This window comes from Pseudonocardia kujensis, assembly GCF_021283305.1.
Lineage (GTDB): Bacteria > Actinomycetota > Actinomycetes > Mycobacteriales > Pseudonocardiaceae > Pseudonocardia > Pseudonocardia kujensis.
On sequence record NZ_JAJSOK010000019.1, the window covers coordinates 1 to 22,697 of the forward strand.

Consider the following 22,697-nt stretch of genomic DNA (forward strand, 5'->3'; position numbering starts at 1 on the left):
CGACGCTCACCGTAGGAGTCCCGGCGCTCCCCCGTCACCCCGCGCCACCCGGCCGAGGTGTGCCGCACGCCCGAGCGGGCACCCCTCCGCCGTGCCCGATCATGGTCTGCTCCCCGGGGTACGGCGGATCGCCGTGCTCCGTGCCAACGGCCTCGGCGACGCCCTCGTCGCCCAGCCCGCCCTCGCGGCCCTGCGGGCCGCCTACCCCGACGCCTCGATCACCCTCGCGACCTCGGCGCCGGTGGCCGAGCTGCTGCGCGGGCGCCCGTTCCCCGTCGACGAGGTGCTCGAGGCCCCGCGGGTGTCGGGGGTGCGCGGCGAGGTCGGCGGAGCGCCCGACCACCCCCCCGAGGTCGTCGAGGAGTTCTGCGCGGCGATGCGGGCTCGGGAGTTCGATCTCGCCGTGCAGCTCCACGGTGGCGGTGCCAACGCGAACCCGCTGCTGCTGCGGTTCGGCGCCCGCGTGACCGCCGGCAGCCGTGCCGCGGACGCACCCGCCCTGACCCGGACGATCCCGTGGACGTCCTTCCAGCACGACGTCCTGCGCTGGCTCGAGGTCGTGGACCTCGTCGGGGCGCGCCCGGTCGCGTTGCGGCCCGAGCTCGCCGTGACCGGGGCGGACCGCGCGGCGGCCGACGTCGCCCTCCCTGCCCTGCACGGCCCCCTCGTCGTGCTGCACCCGGGCGCCACCGACGTCGGCCGGCAGTGGCCGCCCGAGCGCCTCGGGCAGGTCGGCCGCGCGCTGGCGGAGCGGCGTGGCGCCTGCGTCGCGGTCGTCGGCGGCAAGGGCGACCTCGAGCTCGGCGAGCAGGTCCGCGCCGGCCTCGGCGACGCGCCCGTCCTCGACCTCGTGGGCACGCTGGACCTGAACGGCCTGGTGGGTGTGCTCGAGCGGGCGGACCTCCTGGTCGGCAACGACTCCGGCCCACGGCACATCGCCGAGGCGGTCGGCACCCCGACCGTCGGGGTGTTCACCCGGGCCAACCTCATCGACGTCAGCCCGCTGTTCCGGGCCCGGCACCGGGTGGTGGTCGACTGGGAGAGCCGCTGCGCGGTCTGCGGCGACCCGTACCTCGGCCGCAGCTGCGGGCACGAGGCCACGGTGCTCGCGGGCGTCGAGGTGCCGGAGGTCCAGGAGGCGGCGCTCGCGCTGCTCCCGGCGTAGGCGCGATCTCCGTCTCCGTTCGTCCTCCCCCTGGCCACACGCGGTGGGCTGCGGAAGCATGGGCCGGACCCGGCCCGACGCCGTGCCGCCCGCCCGCCACGAGGAGGCCGTCCGTGCCCGTCACCCCGCTGCCCACCCCCGACCGCGCCGAGGCGGCCCGCGCCGTCCTGGCCGCCAAGAAGAAGCTCGGCCTGCGCTGGGACAAGATCGCCGAGACCGTCGGGAAGTCCGTGGAGTGGACGACGTCGGCGCTGCTGGGGCAGCAGACGCTGAGCCGCGCACAGGCCGAGGCCGCCGGGTCGCTGCTGGACCTGACCGACGAGGTCGTCGACGCCCTGACCCTGCCCCCGGTGCGTGGGGCCGCGGCCGTCGACACCACGGACCCGCTGGTCTACCGACTCACCGAGGTCGTGCAGGTCTACGGCGCCACGATCTCCGAGCTGGTCCGTGAGGAGTTCGGCGACGGCATCGTGAGCGCGATCGACTTCGAGCTGGACCTGAGGCGCGTCGAGGACCCCAAGGGCGACCGCGTGCAGATCACGCTCAACGGGAAGTTCCTGCCGTACCGGGTCTGGTGATCACACCTCCACCCAGAACCGGTCGAGCACCGCGGCACCGCGCTCGGGGTCCTGCGTCATCCACCAGTGCCCGAGCCCCGCGAGCACCTCCACGCGGGCCCCGGCGCGGGCGGCCGCCCGGCGCCGCTGCTCCTCCGTGCCGACCATGTGGTCCTCGCTCGGCACGAGGGCGAGCCCGGGGCGCGCGGTGGCCTTCTCCAGGTCCGCGCCCAGGTCCGCCAGGACCGGCTGTGCGGCCGAGCGGTAGAGCCGCAGGATCGAGTCGGCCATCGCCGCGTCGAACGCGACCCCGACCCGCTCGGCCACCCGGGCGTCCATCCCGAACCCGGTCAGCCGCGCGGCCCGGGCCTCCGGGCCGGCCGCCAGCATCGCCGCGACCGCCTCCTCGCCCGCGCCCTCCTGCTGCCAGACCTGGGCGAGCTCGTGCCACACGTAGCCCGGGTCGAAGATGCCGACGACGTCCGACACCCAGCTGCGCAGCAGGTCCGGTCGGGCCATCGCGACGTTCAGCACGTGCCCGCCGCCCCAGTCGTGCCCCACGAGGTCGACGGGGCCCTCGGCCGCCGCGATCGGCTCCAGCTCGCCGACCAGCCAGTCCCGGTACTCGAGCACGGTGGCGCCGAAGCCGTCCGGGACGGGCGCGCCGAACCCGGGCGGGGCGAGCCGCACCACGGGCCCGCGGGTCAGGTGGGGGACGAGCAGGTCCCACACCGCGGGCGTCTCGGGGTTGCCGTGCACCAGGACGACGGTCATGGGGGCACCCTACGAGCAGCCCCCGACAGTTCCGGGACGGTCGCCCGCGCGCCGTCCGCGGACCGCGAAACCGCGTGGCCGATGAGCTTCGTGTCCGGATAGCGTCCATCCGTACGTGAGATCCACGTGTGCCGTCCCCCGATCGGAGAACCCCGCATGACCGCGCCCGACGCACCCCCCGGCTCCGTCGCGGTGCCCCGCGCCGCCTCCACGGTGATCTGGCTGCTGGTGGGCTCCGCGTTCGTCATGATCCTCAACGAGACGATCATGAGCGTGGCCCTGCCCGTCCTGGTCACCGACCTCGGTATCACGGTGGGTACGGCCCAGTGGCTGACGTCCGGCTTCCTGCTCACGATGTCGGTGGTCATCCCGATCACCGGCTACCTGCTGCAGCGGCTGACCCCCCGCACCGTCTACCTCACCTCGATGTCGCTGTTCAGCCTCGGCACGCTGATCTCCGCGGTCGCGCCCGGATTCGGCGTGCTGCTGACGGGGCGCGTGGTCCAGGCCCTCGGGACAGCGGTGATGGTGCCCCTGCTGATGACCTCGGTGATCCGGCTCGTCCCGGCCGAGAACCGCGGCGCGAAGATGGGGGCGATCAGCCTGGTCATCGCCGTCGCGCCGGCCATCGGCCCGACCATCTCCGGCATCATCCTGTCCGCGTTGAGCTGGCGGTGGATGTTCCTGATCGTGCTGCCGATCGCCCTGCTCGCGCTGGCGGCCGGGGCCGTGTGGCTGAAGCTCGACGGCGAGACGCGCGCGATCCCGCTGGACTGGCTGTCGGTGGTGCTGTCCGCGCTCGCGTTCGGCGGGCTGGTCTTCGGCCTGTCGACGATCGGCGAGTCGGCCCGCGGCGAGGCCCACGTGCCGCCGTGGCTCCCGATCGTCGTCGGGGTCGTCGCGCTGGCGCTGTTCGTGGCGCGTCAGCTCCGCCTGCAGCGCACCGGGTCGGCGTTGCTCGACCTGCGCCCCCTCGGGTACCGCTCGTTCACGGTGCCGCTGGTGCTCGTGATCCTCGGCATGATGTCGCTGTTCGGCGCGCTCATCCTGCTGCCGCTGTTCATGCAGGACGTACTGCGGGTCTCGGCGTTCGTGACCGGCCTCGCCGTGCTGCCGGGCGGCCTGGTCATGGGTCTGCTCGGCCCGTTCGTCGGTCGGCTCTACGACAAGGTGGGCGCGCGGCCGCTGGTGGTCCCAGGGACCGTCGCGCTCGCCCTGTCGCTGTGGGGCTTCACCACCGTCGGCGAGACGACGCCGGTGCTCGCGCTGGTCGGGCTGCACGTCGTCCTGGTCGTCGGGCTGTCGTTCATGTTCACGCCGCTGATGACGGATGCGCTCGGCAAGCTGCCCGGCTCGCTGGACTCCTACGGCAGCGCCATCCTGGCCACGCTGCAGCAGGTCGCCGGGGCGGCCGGCACCGCGCTCTTCGTCACGCTGATGGTCGTCTTCGCCACCACGCCGGACGTGGCGGCCGACGCCACGGGCGCGCGTGCGGCCTTCCTCTGCGCCGCGATCATCGCGACGGTCGCCGTGCCGGTGTCGCTGCTCGTCGGCGGGAGGAAGCAGACCCCCGAGCAGGCGCCCGCCGCCGTCTGAGCGGGCCGCGCGGCTCTGTACTCGGCGGCGCGGGCGGCCCACCGTCGATCGTGCCGGGTGCCCGCCAGGCACCCGGCACGAACGGTCAGGCCAGCCGGGTCATGTGCACCGACACGTCGAGCGCCTCGGCGGAGCCGCCGGAGTAGATGCCCTTGAGCGGCGAGACGTCGGCGTAGTCGCGGCCGACCGCGACCCACACGTGCCGGTGCCCGATCGGGATGCCGTTGGTCGGGTCGAAGCCCCACCAGCCGCCGGTGCGGGCCTCGATCCAGGCGTGCGACTGCCCGGACACCGTCTCGCCGACCTCGACCTCCTGGCGCGGCAGCAGGTAGCCCGACACGTACCGGGCCGGGATCCCCATCTCGCGCAACAGGACCAGGGTGAGGTGCGCGTAGTCCTGGCAGACACCCTTGCCCGCCTGCCAGGCCTCGGTGGCCGAGGTGTGCACCCCCGTCGTCCCGGCCTGGTAGGTCATCGTCTCGCGGACCCGTTCGCAGGCGGCGAGCGCGGCGTCGACCGGGTCCTTGCCCCGCTTGAGGTTCTTCGCGATCCGGGCCAGCTCGGCGTCCCGCCCGACGTACTCGGTGAACTCGAGCATCTCGGTGTAGCGGTCCCGTACGGCCTCCGACGCCAGGTCCTCCCACGTCGCGTCGCGTACCGGCTCCGCGGCCTCGCCGGTCTCGACCACGGAGGTCCCGGTGACCAGCAGCTCCGTGTGCGGCGCGTGCAGGTCGAACGCCGTGACCTGCGTGCCCCAGTAGTCCTCGTAGCGGTACGCGCGGGTCGCGGGCACCGTCTCGACGCGGCTGACGATCACGTTCTGGTGGGAGTCGCTGCGCGGGGTCAGCCGCACCTCGTTGTAGGTCTCGTGCACCGGCGAGCTGTACTTGTAGCCCGTCTCGTGCACCACGCGGATGCGCCAGCCCATCGTCAGACCACCTCCGGCGCGGTCCACGCGACCCACGGGGCGGCGTGGAAGAACTGCAGCGAGACGGCCTCGCCGACCTTCTGGATCGTCTCCTGCAGGGACAGCAGCTGGGCGGGCAGGTCGTCGAGCAGCTCCTCGGGCCGGAGGAACTCCAGCTCGCTGCGGGCCCGGCCGAGTAGCCGCAGCGCCTCGGCCTTCGCGCCGACGCGGACCGTCGGCCGCTGGTCGAGCTGCTGCAGGCAGGTCTCCGCCTCGCGCAGGGAGGAGAAGACCGACCGCGGGAAGAGCCGGTCCATCAGCATGAACTGGGCGACCCGCACGGCGTCGACGGCGCCGCGGTAGGTGCGCAGGTAGGTGTCCTGGGCGCCGGCCGAGCGCAGCACCGACAGCCAGCCCGGCGAGCTCATCCGGTCCGACACACGGGACAGCAGCAGCCGCACCACCATGTCGACCCGCTCCACCGAGCGGCCGAGCAGGTAGAAGCGCCACGAGTCGTCGCGGCTCATCGTCGAGGCGGCGAGCCCCGAGAACATCGCCGCCCGGTCCTCGATGTAGCTGAAGAAGGCGTGCGGCCCCACCCACCGCGCGTACCGCTGCCGCTCGGGCAGCGCGTTCCACGTGGCGTTGAGGCACTCGAACATCTCCGACGACACGACCTCGCGGGCGCCGCGGGCGTTCTCCCGGGCGCTGGAGATCGAGGAGACGATCGAGCCCGGCGTGTCGGCCGAGTAGCCGAGCACCTCGGTGAGCGAGAAGGCGTCGAGCGGCTCGTCCGTGCCGGGATCGACGCCCATCACGCCGAGCAGCCGGCGGGCCACCGCGTCGACGTCGATCGTGGCGTCCTCGAGCAGCTGGTGGACGGAGACGTCGAGGATCCGGGCGGTGTCGTCGGCGCGCTCGACGTAGCGGCCGATCCAGTAGAGCGACTCGGCGTTGCGGGCGAGCATCAGCGCCGGACCTCCGTCCGGAACGGCACCTGTTCCTGGCGCATCCCGCCGAGCTCCTGCACCTGTTGTCGCTGTTGTCGCTGCTGCTGTTGCTGCTGTTGTTGTTGCTGGCCGAGGCTCAGCTCCGGGCCGTGCTCGGCGGCCGGCCCGCGCGCCGGGGCCGCCGAGGCGATCCCCCGCTCCCCCAGCTCGCGCTCGGCCTCGCTCGAGCGGCTCGCCGCCAGCACCCAGGTGTCCTTCGAGCCACCGCCCTGGCTGGAGTTGACCACCAGGCTGCCCTTCGGCAGGGCCACCCGGGTGAGGCCGCCGGGCAGCACGAAGACGTCCTCGCCGTCGTTGACCGCGAAGGGCCGCAGGTCGACGTGCCGCGGCACCAGCCGGTCGTCGACCTTCGTCGGCACGGTGGACAGCTGGACGACGGGCTGGGCGATCCAGCCGCGCGGGTCGTCCCGGATCGCCTTGCGCGCCTTCTGCAGCTCGGCGGCCGTGGCGTTCGGGCCGAACAGGATGCCGTAGCCGCCCGAGCCCTCGACCGGCTTGAGCACCAGCTCGTCGAGCGCGTCGAGGACGTGGCCGCGCTCCTCGTCCAGCCAGCACCGGAAGGTCGTGACGTTCGGGAGGAGGGGCTTCTCGTCGAGGTAGTACCTGATCATCTGCGGGACGTAGGTGTAGACGAGCTTGTCGTCCCCCACCCCGTTGCCGACCGCGTTGGCGATCACGACGTTGCCGGCGCGCGCGGCGTTCATGATCCCGGCGACGCCGAGGACGCTGGTCGGCGTGAACTGGAGGGGGTCGAGGAAGTCGTCGTCGATCCGCCGGTAGACGACGTCGACCTGCTGCTCGCCCTCGGTCGTGCGCATGTAGAGGACGTTGTCGCGGCAGAAGAGGTCCCGGCCCTCCACGAGCTCGACGCCCATCTGGCGGGCGAGCAGCGAGTGCTCGAAGTAGGCGGAGTTGTAGACGCCCGGGGTGAGCACGACGACCGTCGGGTCGGCGACGTTGGGCGCCGCGGCCGCGCGCAGGGCGTGCAGCAGGTGGGTCGCGTAGTCGGCGACCGCGCGGACCCGCTGGCGCGTGAACAGGTCGGGGAAGACCCGCGCCATGGTGCGGCGGTTCTCCATCACGTAGGACACCCCGGAGGGGTTGCGGAGGTTGTCCTCCAACACCCGGAACGTGCCCTCCTGGTCGCGGACCAGGTCGATGCCGGCGACATGGATGCGCACCCCGTTGGGCGGGTTGAGCAGGTGCGCCGCGCGCTTGAAGTGCTCGCAGCTGGTGATCAGACGGCGCGGGAGCACGCCGTCGCGGACGATCTGGGCGTCGTTGTAGACGTCGGCGAGGAAGGCCTCGAGTGCCTTCACCCGCTGCACGATCCCGCGCTGCAGCCGGCTCCACTCGCTCGCGCTGATCACCCGCGGCACGATGTCCAGCGGGAACGGGCGCTCCTTGCCCGAGAGGCTGAACGTGATGCCCTGGTCCATGTAGGCCCGGTCGAGCGCCTCCGAGCGTGCCGCCAGGTCCGCGGCCGCGGTGGGGGCGATCGCGTCATGCAGGTGCCGGTAGGGGGCGCGGACGCTGCCGTCGGCGTTGAACATCTCGTCGAACGCGTCGGGGTTCGGTCGGTCCGGCTCCAGATAGCCGTCGAACAGGGCGGACCCGCCCGCCCGGCCGGCCCCGTTCGTGCTCGGCGCGGTCGACCCGTCCGTGGCAGCGGCTCCGTCGTCCGTGGGCTTGCCGCCCGCTCGTGCTGGTCTGCGGTCCACTGCTCGGCTCACGGGGGTCATCTTGACCGTTCCCCCTGGCCGGAGCCAGACGGAGCGGTGCTACGTCCGCGTTACGGACGCGAGCGGCGCGAGCCGTACGGAGGACGGCGCGTTCCGCCGCCGCGCGGGCCCGGCCTGTGCGGTCCTGGCTCCGCCGGCCCGCGGAGCGCGGGCCCGTGCAGAGCCGTCCGCGCCGGGTTGTAGCATGGACGACCGAGTGCTCGGCGTGCTCGCTCGCATCGGTGGAGAACCGGTCGGGGTCGCCAGAGCCCCCCGATACGTACCAGCACCAGGAAGACTCGAGGCACACCAGCGTGGCGAACATCAAGTCCCAGATCAAGCGGGTCAAGACCAACGAGAAGGCCCGTCAGCGCAACAAGGCGGTCAAGTCGTCGGTCAAGACCGCCATCCGCAAGTTCCGCGAGGCCGCCGAGGCCGGCGAGACCGAGAAGGCCGTCGAGCTGCAGCGCGCCGCCGCCCGTGCCTTGGACAAGGCCGCCAGCAAGGGCGTGATCCACAAGAACCAGGCCGCCAACCGCAAGTCGGCGATCGCCAAGCGCGCTGCCAAGATCAGCGCGTGATGTTCCGGGCGCCGTCGCGCGCCCGCTGAGGCTCCCTCGCCCGCCCGGTCGAGCGTTCCCGTCGACGGCTCTGCCCTTTCCCGTGGGGCAGGGCCGTCGACGCGTTCTCGGCGTGTCGCGTGCGCTACGGCGCTCCCTCACGCGCTGGAGGAACACCCGTGGACGCCACTCACAGCGATATGGATCCATAACGCGTCCAAGGGACGGCGCTCAGAGCGTTATGGATCCATAACGCGTCCAAGGGGCGGCGCTCAGAGCGTTAGGGATCCACAACGCGTGGGAGGGACGGCGCTCAGAGCGTTAGGGATCCACAACGCGTGGGAGGGACGGCGCTCAGAGCGTTAGGGATCCATAACGCGTGGGAAAGACGGCGCTCAGAGCGTTAGGGATCCACAACGCGTGGGAGGGGCGGCGCTCAGCCGGTGCCGCGGGCGTCGACGACGGCGAGGACCGCGCGTTCGAGGGCGTAGCCCGCGTCGGCGGCCGCACCCTTGACGTCCGCGTTGACCTGCGCGGTCGCGGCGATCGCCGTGGCCAGGCCGGCCGGACGCCAGGCCCGCACCTGGCCCTGCGCCTTGCGGATCTTCCAGGGCGGCATGCCGAGGCTCCCCGCCAGCCGGTTCGGGTCCCCCCGTCCCGCTGCGCCGACCTTGGCCAGCGTGCGCACGGCGTCGGCCAGGGCGTCGGCGACCAGGACCGGCGCCACCCCCAGCACGAGCGCCCAGCGCAACGCCTCCAGCGCACCCGCCCGGTCCCCCGCGACGGCCTTGTCCGCGACCGCGAAGCCCGACGACTCGGCCCGGCCGCGGTGGTACCGCCGCACCGCCTGGCCGTCGACCTGCCCGCCGGTGTCGGAGACCAGCTGGTTCGTGGCCGACGCCAGCTCGCGCAGGTCCGACCCGACCGCCTCGAGCAGCACGCCGACGGCCTCGGCGGTGATCGACCCGCCGGCCCGCCGCACCTCGGCACGGACGAAGTCGGCGCGCTCCTCGGCCCGGGTCAGCCGGTCGCACCTGGTGACGGCCGCGCCCGCCTTGCGCAGGTCGTCGGCCAGCTGTTTGCCCCGGGCGCCGCCCGCATGCACCGCGACCAGCACGATTCCGTCGGCAGGCTCGGCCACGTAGGCCATGATCGCGGCCACCAGGTCCTTGCCCGCCTCGTGCGCCCCCTGGATCACCACGACCCGGCCCTCCGCGAACAGCGAGGGGCTCAGGTGCCCGACCAGCTCGCCCGGGGTGAGCTCGGCGGGGCGGAACCGGCGGATGTCGGCCTCCGGGTCGACCGCCCGTGCGGCGCGCAGGATCTCGCTCACGGCCCGCTCGACCAGCAGCTCCTCCTCGCCCACGACGAGCTGCACGGGGGCGGGCGGCTTCGTGGCCGGCATGGGCCGAGCTCCTCTCGCGCGTCGGGCGGTGCCCCGCACCGGGCCCGACCTCGGCGGGCCCACGGACCATCGTCGCGCACGGCACCGACGATCCGTGACACGCCTCCCACATGACGGATCCGGCTGGCCGGGACCGGTCCCGGTGCCGTAACGTGCGTGTCATCCGGACCGATCCGGTCGCCGTGCCTGGTTCTGCGCACGAAGGCTGTGCGCACGAAGCCTGCCCGGCACAACCGCATATGGCTCATCCAGAGGGGCAGAGGGAACGGCCCGACGAAGCCCCGGCAACCGGCGTCGAACGACGATCCGCGCAGTGCACCGCTGGGTGCCTGCACGTCGACGGACCAGGTGCCAATTCCGGCCCGCGCCAGCGGGACAGATGAGGAGATCTGATGACTCTCACTGCAGACACGCCTGCCAGCACCTCCATCGACCTCGGCTCCGCTCGTGCCCTGTCGTGTCGCGAGTGCGGCCACCAGACGCCGCTGGCCGCGGAGTTCGCCTGTCCGCAGTGTTTCGGCCCGCTCGAGATCGCCTACGACTTCCCGCAGGTCACCCGGGAGTCGATCGAGTCCGGCCCCAAGTCGATCTGGCGCTACAAGGACCTCCTCCCGGTCCCGGCGAACGTGCAGGCCTTCCCCAACACCGAGCCCGGGTTCACCCGCCTCATCCAGGCGGACCGGCTCGCCGCCGAGCTCGGCGTGCGCAAGCTCTGGGTGAAGGACGACACCGGCAACCCGACGCACTCCTTCAAGGACCGGGTCGTCGCCGTCGCCCTCGCCGCCGCGCGCGAGCTGGGCTTCTCCGTCCTCTGCTGCCCCTCCACCGGCAACCTGGCCAACGCGGTCGCCGCCGCGGCGGCGCGCGCCGGGTGGGACTCGGTCGTGCTGATCCCCTCCTCCCTCGAGCAGGCGAAGATCACCACCACCGCCGTCTACGGCGGCACCCTCCTCGCCGTCGACGGCAACTACGACGACGTGAACCGGCTCGCCACGGAGCTCGCGGCGGAGCACGAGGAGTGGGCGTTCGTGAACGTCAACGTCCGCCCCTACTACGCCGAGGGCTCCAAGACCCTGGGCTACGAGGTCGCCGAGCAGCTGGGCTGGCGACTGCCCGACCAGATCGTCGTCCCCGTCGCCTCCGGCTCGCAGCTGACCAAGGTCGACAAGGGCTTCGGCGAGTTCGTGAAGCTCGGCCTCGTCGACGAGAAGCCGTACACGATCTTCGGCGCGCAGGCCACCGGCTGCTCGCCCGTCGCCTCGGCCTTCGAGCAGGGTCACGACGTGATCCAGCCCGTCCGGCCGGACACCATCGCCCGCTCGCTGGCGATCGGCAACCCCGCCGACGGCCCCTACGTCCTCGACTCCGTGCGCCGCACCGGCGGCGCCGTCGGTCACGTGTCCGACGAGGAGGTCGTGGAGGGCATCCGCCTGCTCGCCCGCACCGAGGGCGTGTTCGCCGAGACCGCGGGTGGCGTGACGGTCGCGACCGCGAAGAAGCTGATCGAGGCCGGCAAGATCGACCCCGACGCCGAGACCGTCCTGCTGATCACCGGCGACGGCCTCAAGACGCTCGATGCCGTGGCCGCCCACGCCCGTCCGACCGCGACCGTGCCGGCGACCAGCAAGGCGGTGCGCGAGGCGCTCGAGGGCCGCTGAGCCCGCACGTCGACACCACGACCGGGCCCGGGGGACGCGTTCCCCCGGGCTCGTCGTCGGTACGGAGGCCCGGCGGGCCGTCCGGCGGCCGGTGCTGCGGGAGGTGCTGCGGCCCGCGCGGGCGCGGCGCGGCGCCGGCAGCGGGTCCCCGCGGGCGAGCAGCTCGTCATCGCGGGTGAAGGCCACGTCGCCCGACTGGTCCGTGCGCCGCACGACCGCGCCGGAGGCCGTCAGGAGGTCCAGCAGCCCCGGGTTCGGGTGCCGGTAGGAGTTGCCGGCCCCCACGCTGACCAACGCGACCCGCGGCGCGACGGCCCGCAGGAACGCGGGGCTGGTGGAGCGGGAACCGTGGTGGGGCACCTTGAGCACCTCGGCGTGCAGGTCGGCGCCGCGGTGCAGGAGATCGGCCTGGGCGTCGAGCTCCACGTCGCCGGTCAGCAGGATCCGACCGGCCGGTGTGCTCGCCCGGAGCACCACCGAGGTGTTGTTGACGGCGGTGCCGTCCTCGCCGTCGACGTACTCCGGGGCCCGGTCGGGGGCCAGGACGTCGAGCGTGAGGGCGGGCCATGCCAGGCGCCGGCCCGCGGTCAGCTCGAGCACCGGCGCGCCGGCCTCCGCGGCCTGCGCGGCGACCCGGCGCAGGGCGCCGGCCGGAGCGCGTGCCGGCCCCACCGCGACCCCGCCGACCGACCGGCCCCGCAGCGCGCCCGCGAGGCCACCCATGTGGTCGGCATGCAGGTGCGTGACCACCACGAGCGCCAGGGCGTCGACGCCCAGGCGGCGCAGGCAGGCGTCCGTCGGACCGTCGTCGGGACCGGCGTCGACGAGGACCGCCCGGCCGGGCACGCCGGTGGCGAGGACGAGCGCGTCTCCCTGGCCGACGTCGCAGGCGACCACGACCCAGTCCGGCGGCGGCCAGCCGGGCCGGATCACCCGGGTCGGGACCAGGACCAGTGCCAGGCCGATCACGACCGCCAGGACGACCGACCGCGAGCGGCGGAACCGCACGAGCAGCACCAGCACCAGCAGCACGCCGGTGAGCAGGACCGCGCCGCCCACCCCCGCGGGCCAGGGCAGCACGGCCCCGGGGACCGCCGACGCGCGGTCGGCCACCAGCACGAGCCAGGCGACGGCGGGCCCGGCGAGCCAGGCGCAGGCGGTGGCCGCTCCGGGTGCCAGGGGTGAGAGGACGGCGGCGAGCACCCCGAGCACCGTCGCCGGCGCGACCGCCGGCACCACCAACAGATTCGCCAGCACCGTGACCAGGCTCAGTTGGCCGCTCAGCCCGGCGACGAGGGGCGCCGTCACGAGGCAGGCGGCCGCCGGGACCGCGAGCATCTCGGCGACGCCCTGGGGCACACCGCGCCGCTGCAGCGCGGCCGCCCAGCCGGGCGCGACCAGGACGAGCGCCGCGGTCGCCAGGACGGAGAGAGCGAACCCGACGTCGACCGCGAGGGCCGGGTCGACCACCAGCAGCACCAGCACCGCGGCCGCCACAGCCGGCACCGCGGAGCGGCCACGGCCGAGCGCGAGCGCCAGCAGCACGATGCCGCCCATCACCGCGGCCCGCACGACGCTGGGCGAGGGGCGGGCCAGCACCACGAACCCGAGGACCGCGGCCCCGGCCAGCACCGCGGCGACCCGAGGGTCCGCCCGGAAGAGCCGGAGCAGGCCGAGCACCGCACCGCCGACGATCGCGAGGTTCGCGCCGGACACCGCCGTGAGGTGCGTGAGCCCGGCGGCGCGGAAGTCCTCCTCCACCTCGGTCGTCTGTTCCCGGGTGTCGCCGACCGCGAGTCCGGGCAGGAGTCCTGCGGCGTCCTCCGGCAGCACGCCGGCCGCCCGCCGCAGTCCGTCGCGGAGCGCCCCGGCCGCGGTCTGCCACCAGGGCGGCGGGTCCACGGCCGTCGGGAAGCCGCGCACCCGCAGGACGGCGAGGGTGAGGTCGGCACGCTGCGCGGGCAGGAGCAGTCCCTCGCCGGTGGCCGACTGCCCCGGGAGGAGGCCGCCCCAGCCGTCGGCGGGCGCCAGCAGCAGCACGCGACCGCCCGACCGCCACTCCCCCGCCCCGACCGTCGCACCCTCCAGCTCCGCCTCGACCAGCACCCGGTCCGCCCCGAAGTCGGCGCCGTAGGCCGGGCCGCGCAGGGGCCGCGGGTCGTCCGTCAGCGCGACGCGCAGGACCGCGGCCGCGCCGCGCTCGGCGGCGGCGCGCAGCGGGTGGTCGTGCACGTGGAGGGCCTGCAGACCGGCGGGCAGCCCCACGGCCAGGGCGCACCCTGCCGCGGCGAGCAGCGCGAACCGGGTGCGGCCGGATGCCCGCCGCCGCGCGGTCGTGACCAGGGTGGCGAGCGCGACGATGCACGCCGCCAGCGCCGCGAGGGGGCCGCCGAGAACCGCGCAGAGCACCGCCGCCCAGGCCGCGACGGCCGCAGGAACCAGCCGCAGGTCCGGCCGGGCCCGCGGTTCCTCGGCGACCGCCCGGCGCTCCTCGCGGGTCCTCATACCGTGACCAGCTCCCGGAGCTGCCCGAACCGCCGCTCGCCGATGCCTTCCACCTCACGCAGCTGGTCGACGCGGGCGAAGCGGCCGTTGCGGGTGCGCCAGTCGACGATCCGTTGCGCGGTGACCGGTCCGACGCCGGGCAGGGCGTCCAGCTGCTCGGCGGTCGCGCGATTGAGGTCGACCTTCCCGGCCGGTGCCGCACCCCCGGCATCGCCTCCCGCCGGTGGGAGGCCGGACGGTGCGCCGCCGGCGTCGGGTGCGGCGGGGACACCGACGGCCACCTGCTCTCCGTCGGCGACGCGCCGCGCGAGGTTCAGGCCGGCGAGGTCCGTGCCGGACAGCGCACCACCGGCCGCCTCGAGCACGTCGGCCACGCGGGAGCCGTCCGGCACGCGCACCAGGCCGGGCCTGCGGACCTTGCCCGACACGCTCACGACCAGCTCGACGGGTGCCGCGGTCACCGGTGCCGCGCTCGTCGCGGTCGCCTCCACCGCGGTACCCAGCGAGACCGCGGGCAACGGGGGGACCTGCTCGGCGCGGGGTCGCGCGCTCCACACCCCCACGGCCGCGACGACGGCCGCCACCGCCGCGACCAGCACCAACGCCAGCGCACCGGCACGACCGGGATCGAGCCGCGAGCCGCGCCAGGCCGCCGGGACCCAGCGTGCGGTCACCCGGGTGAGCCGGCCGGGCCGGCTGCCGGGGCTCCGTGAGCCCCTCGCCCCGGGGTACTCGTCGGTCGGCGCGAGGTGGTCCTCGGCCACTCCGTCGCCCGGGTCGTCGACGGCCCCGTCGACCAGGTCGTCGGCCCGGTCGTCGGCCCGGTCGTCGGCCCGGTCGTCGTCGGCCCCCGCGAGCAGTGCGGCGAAGTGTGCGTTGCCGGGGGCGGGCAGGTCCGCGTCCACCCCGGACGGTCCCGACGCCCACCTCGTCGGCAGCGGCAGCGGGAGGGTGGGCGGATCCTCCGCGACCGGATCACCTCCCACGGGGATCGCCGGCCGGAAGACCTGAGGGAGCGGGGCGTGGCGTGGGATCCGGGCCGACGGCGCCCACGGCGACGGGATCCCCTCGCCGCGCCGCCCGCTCGCCGGGTAGGGGCGGCCCACGGGTGTCCCGAGCAGCGCGGACAGCCGCGCCGCGGACCGGGTGTTCGGGGAGCTCCGTGCCACACCCGCGACGCTAGGGCCGCCGACGCCCCTCTCCCCGACGAGTGCGTCGGCTGTGGACGGAGGAGCCCGGGTGGGGACAACGCGGCTCGTTCCGGCCCTGGAGCGCGGAACCTGTCGGGGGTGAGGGGCAGGATGAAGCGGGGTCTGTCGCCGCCGAGTTGCCGAGGGCGGGCAGGGGTGCCGAGGGCGGGCCGCGGGGTGCCGAGGGCGGGCCGCGGGGTGCCGAGGGCGGGCCGCGGGGTGCCGAGGGCGGGCCGCGGGGTGCCGAGGGCGGGCCGCGGGGGTACCGCGCGGCCGGATCCGCGACCGGCCGGCGCGGGAGGCGGTCCCCGCCTCAGCCTCGCGGCACCACCACGACCCCCAGGGCGCCGTTGCCCACGTGCGCGCCGATGACGGCGCTGATCTCGGAGACGACGGGTCGGGGGGAGGCGGGCAGGCGTTCGGCGAGGCGGTCCGCCAGCTCCTCCGCCCGCTCGGGCACGCCGAGGTGGTGCACGGCGAGGTCGGCCTCGGGGCCCGCGGCGGCGACCGCGTGTTCCACGAGCCGTTGCGCCGCCCGGCTGGAGGTGCGCACCTTCTCCAGGGCGGTGATGCGGCCGTCGACCAGGTGCAGCAGCGGCTTCACGGCGAGGACGGTGCCGACCACCGCCGCCGCGGCCCCGATCCGGCCACCCCGGCGGAGCCGGTCGAGCTCGTCCACGCAGAAGATCACCCGGCACCGCGCGGCGACGGCCGAGGCCGCCGCCTCGACGTCGGCGGGGTCGGCGCCCTCGGCGGCGACGCGGTCGGCCGCGAGGACCGCGAACCCCAGGCCCATGCCCATCGCCCGCGAGTCGACGACCCGGACGCGGCTCGGGTCGACCTCCTCGGCGGCGAGGCGCGCCGCGTCCCACGTGCCCGACAGCTCGCGGGACAGGTGCACCGAGACGACCGCCGACGCGCCCGCGGCGAGCAGGTCGCGGTACGTCTCGGCGAACGCCTCGGGGGTGGGACGCGAGGTCTGGACGTCGAGCCTGCGGTCGGCGATCGCCGCGCTGAGCTCGCCCGGCCCGATGTCGACGCCGTCGCGCACCACGCGGTCGCCCAGCCGCACCTCGAGGGGGACGACGCGCACCGCGCCGGCCAGGGAGGCCGGGAGGTCGGCGGTCGAGTCGGTCACCACCGCGACGCGCCCGGCCAGGCCCTCGGCGCCGGCCCGCGCCTCGGACCCCGCAGGCCCTGCCGCACCGGCGGCCGCGTCGTCGGCGGACCCGGCGCCGGGGGTGACGGCGGGGGTAACGGCGGGGGTGACGGCGGTACCGACGGCGGCGGGGTCCGCGACGGAGGCCGCGGCGTCGGCTCGCTCGGTCACGGCCGCGGGCCGCGGCTCGACTGCGGAATCGGGCACGGGGCCGAACCTAGAACCACTCCAGTCGATCTCCAACCGGCCTCGGCGGGTCCGTCGCGCCGACCCGCGAACTCGCCCCGCAGCAGCTCGGCCAGCGTCTCGCCCACCCGCCGGTGCGCCTCCCAGCCCCAGTGCATCCCGTCCGGGTTGCCGTGCCCGCCGAGGACGTGCCCCGCGACGAGGGTGGGGGCGTCGAGCACCCGCACCCCGTGGGCGTCGGCCCAGGTCCGGGTGGCCCGCTCGGCGGCCGCCCGCCCGGCGTGGACCCCGCCGTAGACCGCGGCCCGGTGCACCGACGGGAGCATCGCGACGACCGGGATCCCCGGCCGCAGCGCCGTCACCGCGGCCCGGCACCGCTCGAGGTACGAGACCGTCAGGTGCGGGGGCAACGCGACCGGCCCACCGCCGGGCAGCGCCGCGAACGCCCGCGCCAGCAGCGGCTGCGCGCGCAGGTAGCCGTCGCGGACCCGGCCGCGCAGGCCCGCGGGCCGCAGCACCGGGATCAGCTCCCGCAAGGCCGTCGGCAGCGGCGAGGGCAGCGCGTCCATCCCGCCCACCCCGAGCACCAGCGCGTCGACCCGCGGCATCGCCGCCCACACCCGCGGGTCGTGGGTCAGCGCGTGCCAGGCGTGCCGGGCCGTCCACCCGATCCCGGCGACGAGCTCGACGCGGCCGCCGAGTGCGGCCGCCGCGACCTGCGGCCAGATCCGCGGATGGTCGGCGGGTTCGGCCCGTTCGGGGCCGTGGAACGCGAGCGAGTCGCCGACGACCAGCAGCGTCGACGGGGAGGATCGGATGCCCCGTCGTCCGGAGGCGCTCCGGTTCGGGGCCGAGGGGTTCTCAGGAGGTGACACCGATGTTGTACCCGGACAGCCGCCACCGCGGGTGGTCCGCGCGCCGCGCCACGACCGCCCACTTGCAGTTGCCCATGCCGCCGATGATCGGCCAGACGCTCTCGGGCAGGTCCAACAGCCCGGACACCAGGCCGCCGATCATCCCGCCGTGCGCCACGATCAGCACGGACTGCGACCCGGACTCCTCGGCCAGGTCGGCGTCGATCTCCTCGACGACGGGCAGGGACCGGCGCACGACGTCGACCCGGGACTCGCCGCCCGGCGGCGTCCACCGCGGGTCGCCGCGCCACTCCGCGATCTGCCCGGGGTAGTCGACCTCGACCTCGTCGACGCGGCGGCCCTGCCACTCCCCCAGGTGCGTCTCGCGCAGCCGCTTGTCGAGCTTGACGGGCAGCCCCAGGACGTCGGCGATCGTGTTCGCCGTGTCGACGGCCCGGGCCAGGTCGGAGCTGACGACCCGGTCGAAGGGCATTGCCCCGAGCACCGGCGCGGCGCGCAGCGCCTGCTCCCGGCCCTCCTCGGTGAGCTGGGAGTCGATGTGGCCCTGCATGCGTCCGGCGACGTTGTAGTCCGTCTGCCCGTGCCTCAGCAGGACGACCCGGCGCAGCGTCACTCCGACTCCTCGACCGGGGTGGTGCGCGCCTCGGGGAAGTCGATGGCCGGGCAGTCCTTCCACAGCCGGTCCAGCCCGTAGAAGCCGCGCTCCTCCGTGTGCTGGACGTGCACCACGACGTCCGTGTAGTCCAGCAGGACCCAGCGGCCCTCGCGGGTGCCCTCGCGCCGGGTGGGCTTCACGCCGTGCTCGCGGAGCTTCTCCTCCACCCCGTCGACGATCGCCTGGACCTGCCGCTCGTTGGGCGCCGAGGCGAGGACGAAGCAGTCGGTGATCACGAGCTGCCCCGACACGTCGAGCACGACGATGTCCTGGGCCAGCTTGTCCGCGGCGGCGGCCACCGCCACCCGGGCGATCTCCACCGCCTCTGCCGTTGCCGCCACTCGGCCTCCTCCCGCGACGGCCGGACCTCGGCCCTCGTCACCCCCCAGTGTCGCAGGCCGCGCCGGGTGGGTCCGGTTCAGGCCGGGATACCGGTTCCCGCGGGCGCGTCCGGGGTGTAGAGCCGGCGCTTGGAGATGTACTGGACCACCCCGTCGGGCACGAGGTACCAGACCGGCCGGCCGGCGGCGACGCGGTCGCGACAGTCCGTCGAGGAGATGGCCATCGCCGGGACCTCGACGAGCGTGACCGCACCCTTCGGCAGGTGCGCGTCGGCCAGCTCGTAGCCGGGCCGGGTGACGCCGACGAAGTGCGCCAGCGTGAACAGCTCCTCGACCCTGTGCCAGGACAGGATCTGGGACAGCGCGTCGGCGCCGGTGATGAAGTACAGCTCGGCGTCGGGCAACGCGGCGTGGATGTCGGCCAGGGTGTCGGCCGTGTAGGTCGGGCCGGCGCGGTCGATGTCGACCCGGCTGGTGGAGAACCGGGGGTTCGACGCCGTGGCGATGACCGTCATCAGATAGCGGTCCTCGGGTGGGCTGACCGCCTTCGCCGACTTCTGCCAGGGCTGCCCGGTCGGGACGAAGAGGACCTCGTCGAGCGCGAACCGGTCGGCGACCTCGCTGGCCGCCACCAGGTGGCCATGGTGGACGGGATCGAAGGTCCCGCCCATCACCCCGATCTTGCGCTGCATCGCGGCAGGATATCCCGGCCCCGGAGGTCCGGAACGGACACACCGCCGTCCGGCCGGCGGGATCAGCGCTCGTAGGTGTGGCGGAACTGCACGCTGATCCGGGCCGCGGCCGACCGCACCTTCGGGACGCTGTGCTGCCACGTCCGTTGGCAGGTCCCGCCCATGACCAGCAGGTCGCCGGGGCCCGGGAGGAACCCGACGGACGCGCCGCCGCCGTGCGGGCGCAGCCGGAAGGGCCGCACCCCGCCCAACGAGACCAGCCCGACGAGCGCGGTCCGCCGCTCGCGCGCCACCCGGTCCCCGTGCCAGGCCACGCTGTCCGCGCCGTCGCGGTAGAGGTTCGCCCCGACCTGCGTGAACTCCTCCCCGTAGCGCTCGCTCAGCAGGCGGGCGGCCTCTGCGAACACGGGTTCGGGCAGCCCCTGGTCGACCGTCCACCGGTGCGTGAGCCGGGGTTCGGGCAGCACCCGCTCGTACATCCGGATGTCCCGCTGCGCCCACGGCGTGCTCCGCAGCAGGCGGGCGAACAGCGCGTCCGCCCCGCGCAGCCATCCGGGGACGAGATCCACCCAGGCCCCGGCGCCCAGCTCGTGCCGGACCAGGCCGTGGAAGTCCGGGTCGACCTGGACCGCCGGCGCCGACCCGCCGACGACCCCGTCGAAGCCCTCGCCGAACAACGACGGCTGCCACACCAGGTCCACTCCCATGGAGCCGACGCTACCTCTTCTCGAACATCAGTTCGAGTCCGTCATCCGGTCGGTCGCCGCGACGGCCCGCCGCGGGGTCGCCGTGCGAGGGTCGGGACGTCGCGAAGGGAGACCGTCCCGTCGCCCGTTCCGCTGTCCGTCCTGGACACCTCGCCGATCGTCGCCGGCTCGACCGCCGCCGAGGCGCTGCGCCTCACCCTCGACCTCGCCCGGCTCGCCGACGACCTCGGCTACCACCGGTACTGGGCGCCCGAGCACCACGGCATGCGGGGCGTCGCGTGCGCGGCGCCCGCCGTCGTCGTGGGGCGGGTCGCCGCGGCCACCACGCGGATCCGGGTCGGCTCCGGCGGCGTCCTGCTGCCGAACCACGCGCCGCTCGTGGTCGCCGAGCAGTTCGGCACGCTCGGGATCTTCCGTCCGGGCCGCATCGACCTGGGTGCCGGACGAGCCCCGGGCGGCAGACGCCCGGTGGTCGACCTGGTCAGGAGCGAGGAGGCCCGCACGGCCGTCCCGTTCCGCGAGCAGCTCGCCCGACTCCTCGACCACTTCCGCAGCGGCCCGGCCGTCCCCGCCGTCGGGCTCCGGCCGGAGATGTGGCTGCTGGGTTCGAGCCGGCCGGCCACGTGATCGGGGCCGCGACCACCGTGCAGGACGCCCTGCGACGCCTCGTCGACGACACCGGGACGGACGAGCTGATGATCACCACCCCGGTGCACGACCACGTCGCGCGGCGCCGGTCGTGCGAGATCTGTGCCAGCCTCGGATCCCAGATTTCGGAACATGATTCTCAATTATTGGTATGCGGGCGTACGGTCCACCCATGCCCCCCACCACCGCCTCCCGCCGCCGCTGGGTGGTGCTCGCGATCGGAGTCCTCGCCCAGACCTCGGCCTGCGCGTTCGTCTACGGCGTGCCGTTCCTGGTGCCGGGCCTGCGCGACGCGCTGGGCCTGTCCCTGGCCGCCGCGGGCACCTACGTCGCCGCGCCGACCACGGGGCTCCTGCTCACGCTGATCGCGTGGGGCGCGGCCGCGGACCGGTTCGGCGAGCGGCGGGTCATGGCGTCGGGGCTGTTGCTGGCGGGGCTCGTCGTCGGCACGGTGGCCCTGCTGCCGCCTCCGGGGCACGCCGCCGTGCTGGGCCTGCTGGCCGTGGGCGGGGCGGCGTCGGCCAGCGTGTTCGCGGCCAGCGGCCGCATGATCATGGGCTGGTTCCCGCGGACCGAGCGCGGGCTGGCGATGGGCATCCGGCAGACGGCCCAGCCGCTCGGCGTCGCGCTGGCCGGGCTGGTGCTGCCCGGCCTTGCGGGGCGGACCGGCGCGATCGGCGCGCTCGTCGTCCCCGCGGCACTGTGCCTGCTCTCGGCCCTGCTGGTGACCGCCTTCGCGCCCGACCCGGCGCGGCCCGCGCGGACCGAAGGCGGGCGTGAGGGCTCGCCGTACGGGGCGCCGGTGCTGTGGCGGGTGCACGCCGCGAGCGCGATGCTCGTCGTCCCGCAGTTCGCGATCAGCGCCTTCGCCACCGAGTACCTGGTGCGCCAGCAGGGCTGGAGCGCCGCGGGGGCGGGCGCGTTCGTCGCCGCGGTCCAGATCGCCGGCGCGCTCTCCCGCATCGGCTCGGGCATCTGGTCGGACCGGGTCGGGTCGCGGCTGCGGCCGATGCGCCAGCTCGCGGTGGGCGCGACGCTCGTCCTCCTCGTCTTCGCCCTGGGCGACGCGGTGGCGCCCTGGCTGGCCGTCGTCGCGCTGGCGATCGGCGGGATCGTCACCGTCGCCGACAACGGCCTGGCCTTCACCGCGGTCGCCGAGATCGCGGGCGCAACCTGGTCGGGACGGGCCCTGGGCATCCAGAACACCGGGCAGAACGTCGTGTCGTCGCTGACCCCGGTCGCGCTCGGCGCGGTCGTCGGGGCGGCGGGCTACGCGCTCGGGTTCGTGGTCGCCGCCGCGGCGCCGCTGGCCGCGATCGCCCTCACCCCGGTCCGGGACGAACCCGAACCGAGCTGGTAGCCGCTAACCGGCGCCGGCCTCGAGGGCCGCGGCGAGGAACCGCAGCTCGGGCCGCAGGTCGACGCGGGCGGGCGACTCCTCGTCGGCGTGCCGGAACACGGAGTGCCGGTAGCTCACCGTCGACGCGAGCAGCAGCGCCGCGCTGTCGACGCCGGTCGCGTCGCCCTCGCGGGCCGCGAGCAGCACGGCCCGGATCTCCTCGACGAACCGGTCGAAGCGGCCGTGCAGCGCGTCGCGGACGGCGGGGTGGGTGTCGGCCTCGCGCCAGAGCAGGTGCGAGAGCACCGCCGAGGAGCCGAGCCGGTCGTCGAGCGCGGCGACGAGCCGGCAGAGGCTCTCGGTGACGTCGCCGGGTACGACCACCGCCGCGCGGTCGACGGCCTCCTCCGGCAGCCGCTCCACCAGCGCCGAGAGCAGGTCGACCTTCTTCGCGAAGTAGTAGTGCACCAGGCCCTTCGGCACGTCGGCACGCTCGGCGATCTTCGAGGTGGGCGTCGCGTCGAACCCGCGCTCGGCGAAGAGCTGCTCCGCCGCGGCGAGGATGCGCTCGCGCGCCGGTTCCGGTCCGGTCATGACGGTCCATCCTGCACGCGCGAGGGGCCGCGACCCTCGCGGGTCGCGGCCCCTGTTCCGACCGATCGGTGCGATCAGTGCGTTCCGGCCAGCCCGCGGTGGGCACTGGTGGCCGCCGGCAGAGCGCTCGCGGCGACGAGCACCGCGAGGACACCGGCGATCCACGAGGTCCACGCGGCCCCGGCGAGGTCGCTGTAGCTCATCACCCACGGGGCGATGAACAGCAGCACACCGAGGACGCCGTGCCCGTACTCGCTCGCCACCGAACCCGGTGCGGCGAGCGACCACAGGGCGGTCAGGGCGAGCACCACACCGAGGACGACGAGCGTCCACGCCGCGGCCGCGTCCGTGGCCACCACGACGGGCGACAGGGCGGTCAGGACGCCGATCACCAGGGCGACCCAGTCCTGCCACCGTGTCCACGCCTTCGCGGTCATCACGATCACTTCCCTC

21 protein-coding genes, 1 pseudogene and 1 riboswitch are annotated in these 22,697 nt (G+C 74.9%); of the genes and pseudogenes, 7 read left to right on the top strand and 15 right to left on the bottom strand.

Annotated features, from left to right (window positions below; genetic code table 11):
- The first annotated feature begins 91 nt into the window (after positions 1-91).
- Positions 92-1,165: a glycosyltransferase family 9 protein gene (locus LWC35_RS15425; protein WP_232870820.1), complete on the top strand. Its 1,074-nt coding sequence runs from the start codon at positions 92-94 to the stop codon at positions 1,163-1,165.
- A 113-nt stretch (positions 1,166-1,278) separates the two neighbouring features.
- The gene (gene cynS, locus LWC35_RS15430) at positions 1,279-1,743 is read left to right on the top strand and encodes a cyanase (protein WP_232870821.1); all 465 of its coding nucleotides are present in this window, start codon (positions 1,279-1,281) and stop codon (positions 1,741-1,743) included.
- Here the strand turns inward: cynS and LWC35_RS15435 are convergent, their stop codons facing one another.
- Positions 1,744-2,496 (bottom strand): alpha/beta fold hydrolase, encoded by a 753-nt coding sequence (locus LWC35_RS15435; RefSeq protein ID WP_232870822.1) that lies wholly within the window; start codon positions 2,494-2,496, stop codon positions 1,744-1,746.
- 156 nt (positions 2,497-2,652) lie between these two features.
- Between LWC35_RS15435 and LWC35_RS15440 the strand changes: the two genes are divergently transcribed.
- Positions 2,653-4,092 carry a DHA2 family efflux MFS transporter permease subunit gene (locus LWC35_RS15440; protein WP_232870823.1) on the top strand — a complete coding sequence of 480 codons (1,440 nt, stop codon included), beginning with the start codon at positions 2,653-2,655 and terminating at the stop codon, positions 4,090-4,092.
- A gap of 85 nt (positions 4,093-4,177) precedes the next feature.
- Here the strand turns inward: LWC35_RS15440 and LWC35_RS15445 are convergent, their stop codons facing one another.
- The 3 genes from LWC35_RS15445 to LWC35_RS15455 are packed head-to-tail and all read right to left on the bottom strand — an operon-like array spanning position 4,178 to position 7,742.
- Positions 4,178-5,020 carry a transglutaminase family protein gene (locus LWC35_RS15445; protein WP_232870824.1) on the bottom strand — a complete coding sequence of 281 codons (843 nt, stop codon included), beginning with the start codon at positions 5,018-5,020 and terminating at the stop codon, positions 4,178-4,180.
- Between the two features lie 2 nt (positions 5,021-5,022).
- Entirely contained in the window at positions 5,023-5,967 is a 945-nt protein-coding gene (locus tag LWC35_RS15450; protein ID WP_232870825.1) for an alpha-E domain-containing protein, read from the bottom strand.
- Positions 5,967-7,742, bottom strand: coding sequence for a circularly permuted type 2 ATP-grasp protein (locus tag LWC35_RS15455; RefSeq protein ID WP_372463052.1), 1,776 nt, complete (start codon positions 7,740-7,742; stop codon positions 5,967-5,969). Before LWC35_RS15455 ends, LWC35_RS15450 begins: the two co-directional genes overlap by 1 nt.
- A gap of 302 nt (positions 7,743-8,044) precedes the next feature.
- Here LWC35_RS15455 and rpsT point away from each other — a divergent pair, with 302 nt between their 5' ends.
- On the top strand, positions 8,045-8,311 hold the full coding sequence (gene rpsT, locus LWC35_RS15460; RefSeq protein ID WP_232870826.1) for a 30S ribosomal protein S20: 267 nt from the start codon (positions 8,045-8,047) through the stop codon (positions 8,309-8,311).
- 415 nt (positions 8,312-8,726) lie between these two features.
- Here the strand turns inward: rpsT and holA are convergent, their stop codons facing one another.
- Complete coding sequence (gene holA, locus LWC35_RS15465) at positions 8,727-9,695, bottom strand: DNA polymerase III subunit delta (protein WP_232870827.1); 969 nt, start codon at positions 9,693-9,695, stop codon at positions 8,727-8,729.
- 241 nt (positions 9,696-9,936) lie between these two features.
- Positions 9,937-10,081, top strand: a riboswitch (SAM riboswitch).
- A 6-nt stretch (positions 10,082-10,087) separates the two neighbouring features.
- Here holA and thrC point away from each other — a divergent pair.
- On the top strand, positions 10,088-11,353 hold the full coding sequence (gene thrC, locus LWC35_RS15470; RefSeq protein ID WP_232870828.1) for a threonine synthase: 1,266 nt from the start codon (positions 10,088-10,090) through the stop codon (positions 11,351-11,353).
- A gap of 249 nt (positions 11,354-11,602) precedes the next feature.
- Here thrC and LWC35_RS15475 read toward each other — a convergent pair.
- From LWC35_RS15475 to LWC35_RS15510, 8 genes and pseudogenes are all read right to left on the bottom strand, one after another.
- Positions 11,603-13,858 (bottom strand): annotated as a pseudogene (locus LWC35_RS15475) (ComEC/Rec2 family competence protein); the annotation flags it as partial.
- Complete coding sequence (locus tag LWC35_RS15480; protein WP_232870829.1) at positions 13,855-15,027, bottom strand: ComEA family DNA-binding protein; 1,173 nt, start codon at positions 15,025-15,027, stop codon at positions 13,855-13,857. The pseudogene LWC35_RS15475 and the gene LWC35_RS15480, both read right to left, overlap by 4 nt.
- 334 nt (positions 15,028-15,361) lie before the next feature.
- The gene (locus LWC35_RS15485; RefSeq protein WP_232870902.1) at positions 15,362-16,207 is read right to left on the bottom strand and encodes a DegV family protein; all 846 of its coding nucleotides are present in this window, start codon (positions 16,205-16,207) and stop codon (positions 15,362-15,364) included.
- 167 nt (positions 16,208-16,374) lie between these two features.
- The gene (octT, locus tag LWC35_RS15490; protein ID WP_232870903.1) at positions 16,375-17,211 is read right to left on the bottom strand and encodes a diglucosylglycerate octanoyltransferase; all 837 of its coding nucleotides are present in this window, start codon (positions 17,209-17,211) and stop codon (positions 16,375-16,377) included.
- A gap of 43 nt (positions 17,212-17,254) precedes the next feature.
- Positions 17,255-17,881 (bottom strand): histidine phosphatase family protein, encoded by a 627-nt coding sequence (locus LWC35_RS15495; protein ID WP_232870830.1) that lies wholly within the window; start codon positions 17,879-17,881, stop codon positions 17,255-17,257.
- Complete coding sequence (gene rsfS, locus LWC35_RS15500) at positions 17,878-18,264, bottom strand: ribosome silencing factor (RefSeq protein ID WP_232870831.1); 387 nt, start codon at positions 18,262-18,264, stop codon at positions 17,878-17,880. The genes LWC35_RS15495 and rsfS overlap by 4 nt, the downstream gene beginning before the upstream one ends.
- Before the next feature lie 77 nt (positions 18,265-18,341).
- Positions 18,342-18,956, bottom strand: a complete 615-nt coding sequence (gene nadD, locus LWC35_RS15505) for a nicotinate-nucleotide adenylyltransferase (RefSeq protein ID WP_232870832.1) — start codon at positions 18,954-18,956, stop codon at positions 18,342-18,344.
- A gap of 62 nt (positions 18,957-19,018) precedes the next feature.
- Complete coding sequence (locus LWC35_RS15510; protein WP_232870833.1) at positions 19,019-19,663, bottom strand: alpha-ketoglutarate-dependent dioxygenase AlkB; 645 nt, start codon at positions 19,661-19,663, stop codon at positions 19,019-19,021.
- Between LWC35_RS15510 and LWC35_RS15515 the strand changes: the two genes are divergently transcribed.
- Positions 19,562-20,290, top strand: a complete 729-nt coding sequence (locus LWC35_RS15515) for an MsnO8 family LLM class oxidoreductase (RefSeq protein ID WP_308194554.1) — start codon at positions 19,562-19,564, stop codon at positions 20,288-20,290. The two genes, LWC35_RS15510 and LWC35_RS15515, sit on opposite strands and share 102 nt — an antisense overlap.
- A 193-nt stretch (positions 20,291-20,483) precedes the next feature.
- A complete protein-coding gene (locus LWC35_RS15520) occupies positions 20,484-21,671 on the top strand; it encodes an MFS transporter (RefSeq protein ID WP_232870834.1) in 1,188 nt (395 codons plus the stop codon).
- A 3-nt stretch (positions 21,672-21,674) separates the two neighbouring features.
- On the opposite strand, the gene LWC35_RS15525 is transcribed toward LWC35_RS15520, so the two are convergent.
- Positions 21,675-22,244 (bottom strand): TetR/AcrR family transcriptional regulator, encoded by a 570-nt coding sequence (locus tag LWC35_RS15525; RefSeq protein ID WP_232870835.1) that lies wholly within the window; start codon positions 22,242-22,244, stop codon positions 21,675-21,677.
- Positions 22,245-22,318: 74 nt separating this feature from the next.
- Positions 22,319-22,681, bottom strand: a complete 363-nt coding sequence (locus tag LWC35_RS15530; protein ID WP_232870836.1) for an SPW repeat domain-containing protein — start codon at positions 22,679-22,681, stop codon at positions 22,319-22,321.
- Between the last annotated feature and the right edge of the window lie 16 nt (positions 22,682-22,697).

Coding starts and splice junctions, on each gene's coding strand:
- LWC35_RS15440 (WP_232870823.1), top strand. CDS start 2,653: ATGACCGCGCCCGACGCACCCCCCGGCTCCGTCGCGGTGCCCCGCGCC.
- nadD (WP_232870832.1), bottom strand. CDS start 18,956: ATGCAGCGCAAGATCGGGGTGATGGGCGGGACCTTCGATCCCGTCCAC.
- LWC35_RS15450 (WP_232870825.1), bottom strand. CDS start 5,967: ATGCTCGCCCGCAACGCCGAGTCGCTCTACTGGATCGGCCGCTACGTC.
- LWC35_RS15525 (WP_232870835.1), bottom strand. CDS start 22,244: ATGACCGGACCGGAACCGGCGCGCGAGCGCATCCTCGCCGCGGCGGAG.
- LWC35_RS15520 (WP_232870834.1), top strand. CDS start 20,484: ATGCCCCCCACCACCGCCTCCCGCCGCCGCTGGGTGGTGCTCGCGATC.
- LWC35_RS15445 (WP_232870824.1), bottom strand. CDS start 5,020: ATGGGCTGGCGCATCCGCGTGGTGCACGAGACGGGCTACAAGTACAGC.
- LWC35_RS15530 (WP_232870836.1), bottom strand. CDS start 22,681: ATGACCGCGAAGGCGTGGACACGGTGGCAGGACTGGGTCGCCCTGGTG.
- thrC (WP_232870828.1), top strand. CDS start 10,088: ATGACTCTCACTGCAGACACGCCTGCCAGCACCTCCATCGACCTCGGC.
- LWC35_RS15435 (WP_232870822.1), bottom strand. CDS start 2,496: ATGACCGTCGTCCTGGTGCACGGCAACCCCGAGACGCCCGCGGTGTGG.
- holA (WP_232870827.1), bottom strand. CDS start 9,695: ATGCCGGCCACGAAGCCGCCCGCCCCCGTGCAGCTCGTCGTGGGCGAG.
- LWC35_RS15510 (WP_232870833.1), bottom strand. CDS start 19,663: ATGGGAGTGGACCTGGTGTGGCAGCCGTCGTTGTTCGGCGAGGGCTTC.